Annotated in this window: 12 protein-coding genes; 7 read left to right on the top strand and 5 right to left on the bottom strand. The window is 72.7% G+C overall.

What is annotated here, in order from left to right; translation table 11 throughout:
• Positions 1 to 38: 38 nt before the first annotated feature.
• Entirely contained in the window at positions 39 to 2,270 is a 2,232-nt protein-coding gene (locus CWOE_RS17860; protein ID WP_012935041.1) for an MMPL family transporter, read from the top strand.
• Here CWOE_RS17860 and CWOE_RS17855 read toward each other — a convergent pair.
• The 3 genes from CWOE_RS17855 to menB are packed head-to-tail and all read right to left on the bottom strand — an operon-like array spanning position 2,227 to position 5,016.
• Positions 2,227 to 3,261, bottom strand: a complete 1,035-nt coding sequence (locus tag CWOE_RS17855; protein ID WP_012935040.1) for a mandelate racemase/muconate lactonizing enzyme family protein — start codon at positions 3,259 to 3,261, stop codon at positions 2,227 to 2,229. The genes CWOE_RS17860 and CWOE_RS17855 overlap by 44 nt on opposite strands.
• A gap of 18 nt (positions 3,262 to 3,279) precedes the next feature.
• Entirely contained in the window at positions 3,280 to 4,182 is a 903-nt protein-coding gene (locus CWOE_RS17850) for a 1,4-dihydroxy-2-naphthoate polyprenyltransferase (protein ID WP_012935039.1), read from the bottom strand.
• 12 nt (positions 4,183 to 4,194) lie between these two features.
• A complete protein-coding gene (menB, locus tag CWOE_RS17845; protein WP_012935038.1) occupies positions 4,195 to 5,016 on the bottom strand; it encodes a 1,4-dihydroxy-2-naphthoyl-CoA synthase in 822 nt (273 codons plus the stop codon).
• A gap of 172 nt (positions 5,017 to 5,188) precedes the next feature.
• Between menB and CWOE_RS17840 the strand changes: the two genes are divergently transcribed.
• Genes CWOE_RS17840 through CWOE_RS30945 form a run of 4 tightly spaced genes read left to right on the top strand, consistent with a single transcriptional unit; the run spans position 5,189 to position 9,012 of the window.
• The gene (locus CWOE_RS17840) at positions 5,189 to 5,785 is read left to right on the top strand and encodes a DUF1326 domain-containing protein (RefSeq protein WP_012935037.1); all 597 of its coding nucleotides are present in this window, start codon (positions 5,189 to 5,191) and stop codon (positions 5,783 to 5,785) included.
• Positions 5,782 to 6,630 (top strand): DUF2182 domain-containing protein, encoded by an 849-nt coding sequence (locus CWOE_RS17835; RefSeq protein ID WP_012935036.1) that lies wholly within the window; start codon positions 5,782 to 5,784, stop codon positions 6,628 to 6,630. The genes CWOE_RS17840 and CWOE_RS17835 overlap by 4 nt, the downstream gene beginning before the upstream one ends.
• 36 nt (positions 6,631 to 6,666) lie before the next feature.
• Positions 6,667 to 8,136 carry an AMP-binding protein gene (locus CWOE_RS17830; protein ID WP_012935035.1) on the top strand — a complete coding sequence of 490 codons (1,470 nt, stop codon included), beginning with the start codon at positions 6,667 to 6,669 and terminating at the stop codon, positions 8,134 to 8,136.
• A 9-nt stretch (positions 8,137 to 8,145) separates the two neighbouring features.
• Positions 8,146 to 9,012 (top strand): class I SAM-dependent methyltransferase, encoded by an 867-nt coding sequence (locus CWOE_RS30945; protein WP_012935034.1) that lies wholly within the window; start codon positions 8,146 to 8,148, stop codon positions 9,010 to 9,012.
• A 53-nt stretch (positions 9,013 to 9,065) separates the two neighbouring features.
• Here CWOE_RS30945 and CWOE_RS17820 read toward each other — a convergent pair whose 3' ends face one another.
• Positions 9,066 to 9,974 carry an oxygenase MpaB family protein gene (locus tag CWOE_RS17820; protein WP_012935033.1) on the bottom strand — a complete coding sequence of 303 codons (909 nt, stop codon included), beginning with the start codon at positions 9,972 to 9,974 and terminating at the stop codon, positions 9,066 to 9,068.
• Between the two features lie 118 nt (positions 9,975 to 10,092).
• Between CWOE_RS17820 and ilvC the strand changes: the two genes are divergently transcribed.
• Positions 10,093 to 11,085 (top strand): ketol-acid reductoisomerase, encoded by a 993-nt coding sequence (gene ilvC, locus CWOE_RS17815; protein ID WP_012935032.1) that lies wholly within the window; start codon positions 10,093 to 10,095, stop codon positions 11,083 to 11,085.
• A gap of 134 nt (positions 11,086 to 11,219) precedes the next feature.
• Here ilvC and CWOE_RS17810 read toward each other — a convergent pair whose 3' ends face one another.
• Complete coding sequence (locus tag CWOE_RS17810; protein WP_012935031.1) at positions 11,220 to 11,906, bottom strand: MBL fold metallo-hydrolase; 687 nt, start codon at positions 11,904 to 11,906, stop codon at positions 11,220 to 11,222.
• 82 nt (positions 11,907 to 11,988) lie between these two features.
• Here CWOE_RS17810 and serA point away from each other — a divergent pair, with 82 nt between their 5' ends.
• Entirely contained in the window at positions 11,989 to 13,614 is a 1,626-nt protein-coding gene (gene serA, locus CWOE_RS17805) for a phosphoglycerate dehydrogenase (protein WP_012935030.1), read from the top strand.
• Positions 13,615 to 13,653 lie beyond the last annotated feature (39 nt).

The following is a 13,653-nucleotide window of genomic DNA, read 5'->3' as shown; positions in this document are numbered from 1 at the left end:
ATATACGGTGCGACGACACGCGTGAACGGAGAGCGACGATGACCGGGGTCCTGTACAAGCTGGGCCGGCTGTGCGTGCGGCACCGGCTGGCGGTGCTGCTCGCGTGGGTCGCGGTGGCGGTCGGGCTGGGCGTCGCCGCCAGCTCGCTCGGCTCGCAGGCGAGCGACAACATCAGCCTGCCGGGCACCGGCAGCGAAGAGGTGACCGACCTGCTCGAGCGCGGCTTCCCGTCGCAGGCGAACGGGTCGAGCCCGATCGTGCTGAAGGCGACGAGCGGGAAGGTGACGGACTCCAGATACTCGAGCGCGATCAGCGACTCCGTGAGCGCGCTGGAGAAGGACCAGTACGTCGCGAAGGTGATCAGCCCGCTCAGCAGCGACGGCGCCGGGCAGGTCTCCAGAGACGGCACCGTCGCGTACATCTCCGTCTTCCCGGACCGCAGCCTCGGCGACGTCACGATCGACGACGCGCAGGAGATCCTCGACAAGGCCGACCCCGCGAAGAAGGCGGGCCTGGAGACCTCCGCCGGCGGTCCGCTCGGCTCCAAGCTGTCCAAGCCGGAGACGGAGAAGAGCGAGGTCGTCGGCCTGACGTTCGCGCTGATCGTGCTGGTGTTCACGTTCGGCACGTTCGTCGCGATGGGCCTGCCGATCGTCTCCGCGCTGATCGGCGTGATCGCCGGCACGTCGGGCATCACGCTGCTCAGCCACCTGACGGAGGTGCCGACCTCGGCGCCGACGCTGGCGATCATGCTCGGCCTCGGTGTCGGGATCGACTACGCGCTCTTCATCCTCACGACGCACCGCGACACGCTCGCGAGGGGGATGGAACCGGGCGAATCGGTCGCGCGCGCGGTCGCGACGTCCGGCGGCGCGGTGCTGTTCGCCGGCTGCACCGTCGTCGTGGCGGTCTGCTCGCTCGCGGTCGCCGGCATCCCGCTCGTCACGACGCTCGGCCTCACGACCGGGCTGATGGTCGCGCTCGCGATGATCTGCGCGCTGACGCTGCTGCCGGCGATACTCGCGCTCGTCGGCACGCGCGTGAACGCGCTGCCGCTGCCGGGGCGCAGACCGGCCGAGGCCGCCGACCTCGAGCACAGCCGCTGGGCGCGCCTCGCGCGCTGGATCGTCCACCGCCCGTTCATCGCGGTCGCGATCGCGCTGGCGATCATGATCCCGCTCTCGATCCCCGCCCTCTCGCTCCACTTCGGGCAGGCCGACACCGGCGCGCTGCCGAAGGACGAGACGGCGCGGCAGGCGTACGACGCGATCACGGAGGGCTTCGGCGTCGGCGCCAACGGGCCGGTCGTGATCGCCGCGAGACTCGCGAGACCGGCGCAGCCGGACGATCCCGGTCTCGCGAGACTGCAGCAGGCGGTCGGCGGCGCCGCCGGCGTCGCGGCGGTCACGCCGGTCGCGCTCGACGGACCGGGGCAGATCGCGACGTTCAACGCGATCCCGAGAACGGCGCCGTCGGACACGGCGACCGAGGACCTCGTCAACAACCTGCGCGACGACACGATCCCGGCCGCCACGCAGGGCGCGGGGATCGCCGCCTCCGTCGGCGGCTCGACCGCCGCGTCGATCGACCTCGCCGAGGAGATCTCCGACAAGCTGCCGGAGACGATCCTCGTGATCATCGCGCTCAGCTTCGTGCTGCTGACGATCGCCTTCCGCTCGCTGCTGATCCCGCTGAAGGCCGCCGTCATGAACCTGCTGTCGATCGGCGTCGCGTACGGCGTCGTGGTGATGGTCTTCCAGTACGGGTGGTTCGCCGGTGCCGTCGGGCTCGACGGTGCGGTGCCGATCGTCAGCTACCTGCCGCTGCTGATGTTCGCCGGCCTGTTCGGCCTCTCGATGGACTACGAGGTGTTCCTGATGAGCCACGTGCAGGAGCACTACCGCTCGGGCGCCTCGCCGCGCGACGCGATCGTGCGCGGGCTGGCCGAGAGCGCGCGCGTGATCACGGCGGCGGCGCTGATCATGGTCAGCGTCTTCGCCAGCTTCATCCTCAACGGCGACCCGACGATCAAGCAGTTCGGCGTCGGCCTGTCGGTCGCGGTGATCGTCGACGCGACGCTCGTGCGCTGCCTGCTCGTGCCGGCGGTGATGGCGCTGATGGGCAGAGCGGCATGGTGGATCCCCGGCTGGCTGGACCGGATCCTGCCGCGCATCAGCGTCGAGGGCCACGGCTACTTCGACGACGCCGACACGCCGCCGCCTCCGCCTACGCCCGGACCCCCAGCCCCGGCCCCGTCGGGACCCGCATGACGCCGTCGCGCACCGCCAGCGCCGGGTCGAGGTCGAGCCCGTCGAAGCCGTCGAGCGTCGCGAGCCCGCAGGGGCGCAGCGGCCCGAGCGCGGCGGCGGCGTGCAGCGCGCCGGCGATCCCGAGCGGGCCGTCGAGGGTCGAGGCGAGGTAGACCTCGCTGCCGGCGGCGCGGGCGCGCTCGGCCGCCTCGATCAGCCCGCTGATGCCGCCACAGCGGCTCAGCTTGAGGCAGACCGCGCGCGTCGCACCAGCCTCGACGGCGCCAGGGCCGGCGGCGCTCTCGTCGATCGCGATCGTCATGCCGTCCGGCGCGTCCGCCTGCACGGCGCGCAGCTGCTCGACGCCGTGGACCGGCTCCTCGCACAGCTCGATCCCGACCGGCTCGAGCGCGCGCAGGTTCGCCAGCGCCTCCTCGACCGTCGTCCACGCGCCGTTCGCGTCGACGCGCAGCGCGACGTCCGCGCCGACGGCGGCGCGCACCGCCGCGAGACGGCCGGCGTCGTCGCCGATCCCGACCTTCAGCTTGAGGCAGCGGAAGCCGCGCGCGACGGCCGCGGCGGCCTCGGCGGCGGCGCCGGCGCGGTCGGTCGCGCCGATCAGCGCGTTGACGGCGACGGCCGCGCCGCCGTGCGCGCCGAGCAGCTCCGCGACCGGGACGCCGGCTCTGCGCCCTTCGCGGTCCCACAGCGCGAGGTCGATCGCCGCGATCGCCTGCGGCAGCACGGCCGCGGAACGGCACTCCGCGAGGATCTGCGCACGCGGCAGGCCCTCCGCCTCGCGCAGGATCGGCCGGCAGTCCTCCAGCGCCGCGTGGACGTCGTCCAGCTCGACGCCGTCGTAGGAGGTCAACGGCGCCGCCTCGCCGGCGCCCGCGACGCCGTCCGCGCCGAACACGAGCACGTCGAGCAGCTCGCGCTCGGCGACGGTGCCGTGCGCGGTCTCCAGCGGCGTCTTCAGCCGCAGCCGGCGCGGGGCGATCGCGAGGCGCACCGGGCCGGTCGTCCCTCGCTAGCTCAGCAGGACGCCGGCGGACAGCAGGACGCAGAAGATCAGCGACAGCATCCCGGTTCTCGCCAGCGCCTCGTTGAGCGAGGGCCCGTCGGTGCGGTTGCGGACGATCCTCACGACCGGCGCGGCGAGCGGGACGCTCAGCAGCGGAAGCAGGACCCACGGCGCGAGCGGCCCGAAGATCCAGGTGATCGGGGTGCACAGGTACGCGCCGTACACCATCGCCGCGAACAGGACGCGGGACTTCTCGCGGCCGAGCCGCACCGCGAGCGTCTTCTTGCCCGCCCTGCGATCCGTGTCCATGTCGCGGTAGTTGTTGACGACGAGCACGGCAGAGGCGAGCAGGCCGACCGGCACGGCGAGCGCGAACGCCTCCCACTCGAGCGTCTCGGTCTGCACGAAGTAGGAGCCGGCGACCGCGACGATCCCGAAGAAGAGGAAGACGAACAGCTCCCCGAGGCCGTCGTAGCCGTACGGGCGCGGCCCGCCGGTGTAGAGCACGCCGGCGATGATCGAGGCGACGCCGACGAGCAGCAGCTGCCAGCCGGCGACGGCGATCAGGTACGCGCCGCAGACGACCGCCAGCCCGAACGTGACGTAGGTCGCCACCAGCACCTGCCGCGGGGGCACGAGCCCGCCGGCGGTGACGCGCACGGGGCCGAGGCGGTCCTCGGTGTCGGCGCCGCGGCGCGCGTCAGAGTAGTCGTTGGAGAGGTTCGCCCCGACCTGGATGAAGAGCGCGCCGAGCAGCGCCGCGACGAAGCGCAGCGGATGGAACGTGTCTTCGTAACCGGCGAGCGCCGTGCCGACGAAGACGGGCGCGAGCCCGACCGGCAGCGTCCGCAGGCGCGCGGCCATCAGCCAGATGCGGACGATGCTCGGTGAGGCGGTGTCGGCGGACATCTGCTGATCAGGCTACGGACGCCGGGGGAACTGCGAGAAGTCGGGCTGGCGCTTCTCGAGGAACGCGGTGCGGCCCTCTCTCGCCTCCTCGCCGGCGTAGAGCAGGAGGTTGGTGTCGTGCGCGAGCTGCTGGATCCCCGCGAGCCCGTCCTCGTCGGCGTTGAAGCTCGCCTTCAGCAGACGCAGCGCCATCGGCGACAGCGCGAGCATCTCGCGGCACCAGTCGACCGTCGTCGCCTCCAGCTCCGCGTAGGGCACGACGGTGTTGACGAGCCCCATCTCCAGCGCCTCCTGGGCGCCGTACTGACGGCACAGGAACCAGATCTCCTTCGCCTTCTTGAGTCCGACCTGGCGGGCGAGCAGGCCGGCGCCGAAGCCGCCGTCGAACGAGCCGACGCGCGGGCCGGTCTGCCCGAAGCGCGCGTTGTCGGCGGCGATCGTGAGGTCGCAGACGATGTGGAGGACGTGGCCGCCGCCGATCGCGTAGCCCGCGACCATCGCCACGACGGGCTTCGGCAGCCGGCGGATCTGGACGTGCAGGTCGGTGACGTGGAAGCGGCCGACCGCCGCGTTGCCGCCGACTCTGTAGCCCGAGTCGCCGCGGACGCGCTGGTCGCCGCCGGAGCAGAACGCCTTCTCGCCCTCGCCGGTGAGGATGATCGCCCCGACCGACGTGTCCTCCCGCGCCCGCTCGAACGCGTCGGACAGCTCGATCACGGTCTCGGGCCGGAACGCGTTGCGCACCTCCGGCCGGTCGATCGTGATCTTCGCGATCCCGTCGTCGGACAGCTCGTAGCGGATGTCGGTGTAGTGGTGGGCAGTCGTCCAGTCCATGGCCCCACACCCTAATGCGCTCGCGTCCGCGAAGCGCCTGCGCGCGACCCGGCGCAGCGGCGCGCCACGAACCGCTGAAAACCATTGCGACGTGTGCTTACGGGGAGTAGCGTCGGAGGAGGCGCCGGCGCGCCGGCCGGTGCGGCATTCCCCGGCACCAGGAGGTGGTCGCATGGCATGGCAGCTCGCCGGCACCTACTTCGAGAACTGCAACTGCGACGTCGCGTGCCCGTGCACGGTCACGTCGCTGCAGCTTCCCGCGACGAACGAACGCTGCAACGCGGTCCTCGCATTCCACGTCGAGTCCGGCGAGGTGGACGGGGTCGCGCTCGACGACCTGACGCTGGTCCTGGTCGGCGACACGCCCGGACAGATGACGGACGGAGGCTGGCGCGTCGCGCTCTACATCGACGAGCGCGCCTCGGCCGAGCAGGCGGAGAAGCTGGGCGCCGTCTTCAGCGGCCAGCTCGGCGGGCCGATGGAGCTGCTCGCGCCGCTGATCGGCGAGACGCTGGGCGTCGAGCAGGCGCCGATCACGTACGTCGACGACGCGCGCCTGCACCGCCTGACGGTCGGCGACGCGATCGAGATCGAGATCGAGGACCTGCAGGCTGAGCACCTCGACGAGCCGACGCGGATCGTCAACGTCGAGCATCCGTCGAACACGACCCTCACGCTCTCGCAGGCGAGACGCTCGCGCGTCGACGCGTTCGGAATCCGCTTCGAGGGCAAAGCGGGCTCGTCCGCGCCGTTCTCCTGGGCCGGATGAGCGCCTCCCATCCGCTCCCTGGCGCCGCACGGCTGCGCCGGCAGCAGACGATCGCCTTCGCGCTCGTCGCGGTCGCGCTCGCGGGTTGGATCGTGACCGCGGTGCGGATGGAGGGGATGGACGACGGTCCCGGCACCGCGCTCGGAACGCTCGGCTGGTTCGTCGGCGTGTGGGTCACGATGATGGCGGCGATGATGCTGCCGGCGGTCGTGCCGATGGCGGCCGCGTTCGACCGCGTCGCGCGCTCGCGGGCGACGCCCGGGCGGCTGCCGGCGTTCCTCGCCGGGTACGCCGTCGTGTGGGCGACGTTCGGGCTGTTCGCCTACGGCGTCGATGCGCTCGTGCGCGGTGCCGATCCGGCCTTTCTCGCCTGGGACCGGCAGGGTCCGCTCGTGACCGGTGCGGCGGTCGTCCTCGCGGGGCTCTACGAGCTGACGCCGCTCAAGCTGCGCTGCCTGCGGCACTGCCGCACGCCGCTGCATTTCCTGCTCGGCCGCTGGCGCGACGGCCGCGGCGGCGCGCTGCGGATGGGCGTCGAGCACGGCGCCTGGTGCGCGGGCTGCTGCTGGGCGCTGATGCTGGCGCTGCTCGCAATCGGGCTGATGAGCGTCACGTGGATGGTCGTCGTCGCGGCGATCGTCTTCGTCGAGAAGGCGACCCCGGTTGGCGAGGGCGCCACGCGCGTGTTCGCACTGGCGCTCGTCGCGCTCGGCGTCTGGATCGCGGCCGCGCCCGCGACCGCGCCGGCCGTCACCGAGCCCGGCACGATGCACGGCATGCCGAGCGAGGCGATGCCGGGCGAGGCGATGCCGGGCGAGGCGATGCCGGGCGAGGCGATGCCGTGACGCCGCCCTGAACGGCTGCACTAGCCTGCTGGCCGTATGCACCTCGACGCATGGCTCCCGCGCGCCGCCGCGCTGCGGCCGGACCATCCCGCGCTCGTGACCGCGGCGGGGACCACGACGTACGCGCAGCTGCACGCGGCGGCGAGCGCCGCCGCGGCGGCGCTCGCCGCGCGCGGCGTCGGCCCCGGCGACCGCGTCGCGCTCGCGCTGCCGCCCGGCGAGCCGTTCGTCGCGGCGCTGCACGGATCGCTGCTGCTCGGTGCCGCCGTGCTGCCGATCGACACCCGCCTGTCGCCGGCGGAGCGGGAGCCGCGGACGGCCGGCGCGGCGGTGCTCGTGGACGAACCGCTCGCACGTCCCGCGGGCGCGTCGGACCCCCCGCTGCGCGAGCGACTGGACCCCGGCGCCGTCGCCACCGTCCTCTACACCTCCGGCACGACCGCGGCGCCCAAGCCGGTCGAGCTGACCGTCGCCAACTGGCAGTGGAACGCGCTCGGCTCCGCGCTGGCGCTGGGGCTCGACCCCGCCGACCGCTGGCTCTGCACGCTCCCGCTCAGCCACGTCGGCGGGCTGTCGATCCTGCTCCGCAGCGCGATCTACGGCACGACCGTCGTGCTGCACGAGCGCTTCGAGGCCGAGCGTGCGGCGCACGCGCTCCAGCACGATGGCGTCACGCTCGTCTCGCTCGTCGCCACGACGCTCCAGCGCGTGCTCGACGCCGGCGCCGAGCACCCGCCGCACCTGCGCGTCGCGCTGATCGGCGGCGGGCCGCTGGCGCCGGCGCTCGCCGCGCGCGCCCGCGCCGCCGGCTTTCCGGCTGCGCAGACGTACGGGATGACCGAGGCGTGCTCGCAGGTGACGACGTCGCTCGCGGGCGAGCCGGAGACCGCCGGCCGGCCGCTGACCGGGCAGCAGGTCGAGCTTGCGCCTGACGGCGAGATCCTCGTCAGAGGGGAGACCGTCGCGCGCGGCGCGCTCGCCGCCGACGACTGGCTGCACACGGGCGACCTCGGCGCGCTCGACGCGCGCGGCCGTCTGATCGTGACCGGCCGCAAGGCGGACACGATCGTCAGCGGCGGCGAGAACGTCGCGCCGCAGGAGGTCGAGGCGGTTCTGCTCGCGCACCCGGCCGTCGCCGACGCCGCGGTCCACGGCGTGCCCGACGCGGAGTGGGGGGAGGCCGTCGTCGCGACCGTCGTGCTGCGCGCGCCCGCAGACGGCGCGTCGCCCGCCGGCGCCCGCACGCCGCACACGGCGGCCGCCGCCGCGCCGCCTGGCGCCACCACGCCGCCTGGCGCCACCACGTCGCCTGGCGCCACCACGCCGCCTGGCGCCACCACGTCGCCTGGCGCCACCACGCCGCCCGCCGCCGATGCGCTCGCGGCCGAGCTGCGCGCCCACGTCGCCGCGCGGTTGGCCCGCTTCAAGGTGCCGAAGCGGATCGCCTTCGCCGACTCGCTCCCGCGCACCGCCTCGGGCAAGCTGCTGCGCCGCGCGCTCAGGTAGCCTCGGCGGATGACCGGTCCGGAAGCCGACGAGCCCGACCCCGAACAGCTGCGCGCCGACATGCGCGACCGCTGGGAGCGCTCAGCCGACGGCTGGCGCGAGAGCAGCGCCCGCTTCACCGCGGTCGCGATGGACGTCTCGCGCTGGCTGGTCGACGCGATCGAGCCGCAGCCCGGCCAACGCGTGCTGGAGCTGGCCGCCGGCATCGGCGAGACAGGGTTCCTCGCCGCCGAGCTGATCGAGCCGGGCGGGACGCTGATATCGAGCGACGGCGCCGAGGCGATGCTGCGGCACGCGAGAGAACGCGCCGCCGAGCTGGGCCTGCGCAACGTCGAGTTCAAGCCGATCGACCTCGAGTGGATCGACATGAGAACCGCCGAGGTCGATGCGGTGATCTGCCGCTGGGGCCTGATGTTCGCGCTCGACCGCGACGCCTCGCTGCGCGAGATGCGCCGCGTCCTGCGCCCCGGCGGTCGCGTCGCGCTCGCGACCTGGACCGCCGCCGAACGCAATCCGTGGTCGCGGCTCACGCGTGAGGCGATCTACGACGCGGGACTGATCGACTCGCTCACGATGACGCCGGACCCGTTCGGCATCTCGACGCCGGAGATCGTGACCGGCCTGCTGCAGGAGGCGGGCTTCACCGACATCGAGGTGGAGGAGCTCACGATCGCGTGCCCGTACGCCGGCGTCGCCGACCTGTTCGCCGAGACGAAGTCGCTGTCGCGCCCGTTCGCCGACCTCGTCGCCCCGCTCGACGCGCGCCAGATCGACGACCTCAGAGCGCGCCTGACCGAGAAGACCGCGCCGTACGCCGAGTCCGACGGCTCGTTCAGCCTGCCCGGCGTCGCGCTCGTCGCCGCCGCGGCGGCGTAGCGCCCGTTCGTGCGCGACGCCACAGCGTCAGCGCTGGTCGCCGCCGCTGCGGCCTAACGCGCCGCCGTCGCACGCTCGGCGACCGCGCCCGGCGCGGGCACCTGCGGCGTCGGCACGCCGCGCAGCAGCCGGTTGCGCTCGACCGCCGCGATCACGTCGTAGCTGCGGCGGCTCGACCCGCGCGTCATCCGTTTCGGCGCGACCGTCCGCGCTGCTCGCAGCGAGGCGACCGCGAGCGGGAACGCGACGGCGTGCGCGCGCGTCCAGCGCAGCCCGTACTGCTCGCGGACGCGCGGCGGGAACGAGCCGAGCATCACGAGGTCGTGGACCTGCTTGGCCGGCACCTGACTGCGCGGGAACGGGATCTCGAACGCGATCGCGCGGCCGGTGTAGCGCGCCTCCGGCGTCAGGTGCATCTCACCGCCGGCGAGCCGCGCGTCGTACCACGCCCGGAACGCCGGGTAGTCCGCCGGCGCGGCCTTCAGCGGCATCCCGAAGAGCGCGCCGAAGCGGCGGTACTCCTGCCACAGCGTCTCGCGCTCGGCGTCGCTCAGCCGCCGCACGAGCAGCTCGTGGAACCACAGCGCCGAGTCGAAGGTGACCGCCACGGTCCACAGCATCAGCTCGGGATCGAACGCGGAGTAGTGCGTTCCCGCCGGGAACGCGCCGGCGTCGCTGGGCAGCTCGCCGCTGACGCGGTGGTGGAGGCGGTCGACGCGCTCCAGCATCCGGTCGGCCTCCGCGCGCGTGCCGAAGAAGACGGTCTCGAACGCCGCCGCCGTGCGCGCGAGCCGTCTGAACGGCGCCAGCCGCCCGTTGGACGACTGGATCGTGCCGACGAAGTTGCGCGGGTCGAGCGCGCCGATCGCGAGCGCGCGCTGGCCGTAGAAGAGCCCGACCATGCGCTCCTCGTGCACGCTGCGCAGCAGCGAACGTCCTTCTGGGAAGTATCCGTCGTCCATCCTCAGCCCCGTCGATGTGACTACGTGCGTCGTCAGTCTCGCGGCAGAGCGGGGCGCCTGTCAATGGCAAACGCTCCGAAAACCGTTCATTAGCGGCGTTCCGCTACCCTGCCGCGTCATGTTCTACGACGACGACGCTGATCTCAGATTTCTCGACGGCAAGACCGTCGCGATCATCGGCTACGGCTCCCAGGGCCACGCTCACTCGCTCAACCTCAAGGACTCCGGCGTCCAGGTCGTCGTAGGCCTTCGTCCCGGCTCGTCGAGCGTCGCCAAGGCCGAGGCCAACGGCCTCGAGGTCGTCGCCCCGGTCGACGCCGCCAGCCGCGGCGACGTGATCATGCTGCTCGTCCCCGACGAGCTGCACCGCGACGTCTGGAACGACGTCAAGGACGGCGTCGCCAGCGGCAACATGCTGTTGTTCGGCCACGGCTTCTCGATCCACTACGGCGAGATCGAGCCGCCGGCCGACGTCGACGTCGCGCTCGTCGCGCCGAAGGGCCCGGGCCACCTCGTGCGCCGCCAGTACACCGAGGGCAGCGGCGTCCCCGGCCTGATCGCGATCCACCAGGACGCGACGGGCAACGCCAGAGACATCGCGCTGGCGTACGCGAAGGGCATCGGCTGCACCCGCGGCGGCGTCATCGAGACGACGTTCAAGGACGAGACCGAGACCGACCTGTTCGGCGAGCAGGCCGTCCTCTGCGGCGGCACCTCCGAGCTGGTCCGCGCCGGCTACGACACGCTCGTCGAGGCCGGCTACGACCCGCGCCTGGCGTACTTCGAAGTGCTGCACGAGCTGAAGCTGATCGTCGACCTGATGTACGAGAAGGGCATCGCGGGCATGCGGTACTCGATCTCGAACACGGCCGAGTACGGCGACATCACGCGCGGCAGACGGATCATCGGCGCCGAGACGCGGCAGGCGATGAGAGACATCCTCGGGGAGATCCAGTCCGGCGAGTTCGCGCGCGAGTGGATCGCCGAGAACCGCGCCGGCCAGGAGAACTTCAACCGCATGCGCAAGGAGCAGGCGGGTCACAAGGTCGAGGTCGTCGGCAAGGACCTGCGCGCGCAGATGTCCTGGATCGACACCGACTTCCACGAGTAAGCCGCACACTCTGGCGGCGCCTCGGCGCGCCTGGCTTTGTCCTCGGTCGCTCATGGGCTGGCGCCCACTACGCTCCCTGCGTCCTCGCCAGGCACGCCGATCCGCTCGCCAGAGCGCGCGTCTTTGGCGCTCGCCTAGGCCCCGGCCTTCGCGAGCGCCTGCTCCATCGCCGCCCCCGGCGCTTCGACGACCGGCCCGTGGCCGACCGCGAGGCGTGACGGGTCCAGGCCGCGCAGCGTCCGTGCGGTTGCAAGCGCCGTCGGGCGGTGCCAGCTGAAGAACGTGGGGAAGGGGAACGGCCACTTCGGCTTCCCCGTCGCCTGCATCCCGCCGAGCGTGACCCACGCGTCGCCGGCGATCAGCGTGCGGTCGCGCGTGTCGAGCAGCGCGATCTGCCCGGGCGTGTGGCCCGGCGCCGCGAGCACCTCCAGCGAGCCGACGCGGTCGCCGGCGCTCAGCACGTCGGTCGGGCGCGTCGCGCGTCTGCGGACCGGCCCGCCGCCCATCGGCGGCTCGCCCGGCTCCGGCGTCGTGTCGCCGTCCATCAGTCTCGCCTCACGCGCGCTCACCAGCACCGGCACGTCCGGCAGTGCCGCGTGCAGCTTGTCGAGCGAGCCGGCGTGGTCGTCGTGGCCGTGCGTCAGCACGATCCGGGCGATCGGCTGGCCGAGCGCCTGCGCCCCCGCGAGGATCCCCTTCGCCGCGCCGCTCGCGCCGGTGTCGACGAGCGTCAGCCCGTCGTCCTCGCGCACGAGGTAGACGTTCACCAACCCGAACTGGGTCAGCTTCACGAGGTGGTCGCCATGCGTGCTGCTGTTCATTCCAGATGCCTCCGCGCAGAACGGGTCACAGGGCCGAGACGCTAGTCTTCCCGCGCCGCCGACGACGACGATCGAGATGGAAATGACCGCTGAGACGAACAGATTGAAGATCCTCGTGAAGGAGAAGCTCGCCGACAGCGGCGTCGACCTCCTGCGCGAGCACTTCGACGTGGACCTCGGCGCCGACTGGTCCGACGAGGAGTTCCGCAGCCGCCTGCCCGAGTACCACGGGATCCTGATCCGCTCGGCGACGAAGCTGACGGAGGAGTACATCGCGCTCGGGACGAACCTGCGCGTGATCGGCCGCGCCGGCGTCGGCGTCAACAACGTCGACGTGCCGGCCGCGACCAGACGCGGCATCGTCGTCGCCAACGCGCCGCAGTCGAACGTCGTGACCGCCGCCGAGCACACGATGGCGCTGCTGCTGTCGCTCGCGCGCAACGTGCCGCAGGCGCACAGATCGCTGACGGACCACAGATGGGAGCGCTCGAAGTTCGGCGGCGTCGAGGTCTACGAGAAGACGCTCGGAGTCGTCGGCTTCGGCCGCATCGGGCAGCTCGTCGCCGAGCGCGCGAAGGGCTTCGGCATGAAGGTCGTCGCGTTCGACCCGTTCGTCGGCGCCGAGCGCTACCGCGACCTCGGGGTCGAGAAGGCCGACACCTCCGCGGACGTCTACAAGGTCGCCGACTTCATCACGATCCACCTGCCGGTGACGCCGGAGACGCAGGGCTGGCTGAACGCCGAGGCGTTCGCGCAGATGAAGGACGGCGTGCGGATCGTCAACTGCGCGCGCGGCGAGCTGGTCGACGACGCGGCGCTGAAGGACGCGCTCGACTCCGGCAAGGTCGCGGGCGCCGCGCTCGACGTCTTCCCCAGCGAGCCGATCACCGACTACCCGCTGTTCGACGGCTACGCCAACGTCGTCGTCACCCCGCACCTCGGCGCCTCCACCGCGGAGGCGCAGGACCGCGCCGGCGTCCAGACGGCGGAGCAGGTGATCGCGGCGCTGACCGGTGGTACCGTCACGACCGCGGTCAACATCCCCGCGATCGCCGCGGAGGACATGGAGGTTCTCGGGCCGTTCGTGCCGCTCTGCCAGGTGCTCGGCAAGCTCGCCGTCTCGCTCGCGGACGGCTCCTCGATCGACCGGCTGGAGCTGGAGTTCTTCGGCCGCATCGGCGAGCGTGACACGCGCCTGCTGTCGGTCGCGGTCCTGCAGGGCGTGCTGACCGGGCACACCGAGGAGGACGTCAACCAGGTCAACGCGCCGAGCATCGCGGAGGAGCGCGGGATCGAGGTCGTCGAGACGAAGAAGGCGACCTCGCGCGACTTCACCGACCTCGTGCGCGTCACGATCGTCAGCGGCGAGTCGCGCGAGCGCGTCGTCGGGACGAACGTCGGCCGCCGCAACCGCCCGCACCTGCTCGAGGTGTGGGGCCAGCGCTTCGACCTCCAGCTCGAGTCGCACCTCGCGTTGTTCTGCTACCGCGACGTGCCCGGCATGATCGGCCGCGTCGGCTCGGTCTTCGGCGAGAAGGGGATCAACATTGTCTCCGCCGCCGTCGGCCGCGAGCCCGGCGATGACGGCCCCACGGCCGGCGGCAACGCCGTCATGGCGGTCACGACCGACGCGCCCGTCCCCGCCGCCGTGATCGAAGAGATCGTCGCCGGCGAGAGCTTCGTCGCGGGGCGCGCCGTCAACCTGTAGCGCACGTACCCACTTCTGGCGTGTCGGCGGGCTCTGCCC

This window comes from Conexibacter woesei DSM 14684 (assembly GCF_000025265.1).
In the GTDB taxonomy this organism is placed as follows: domain Bacteria; phylum Actinomycetota; class Thermoleophilia; order Solirubrobacterales; family Solirubrobacteraceae; genus Conexibacter; species Conexibacter woesei.
This window is presented reverse-complemented; position numbering and strand designations above follow the sequence as displayed.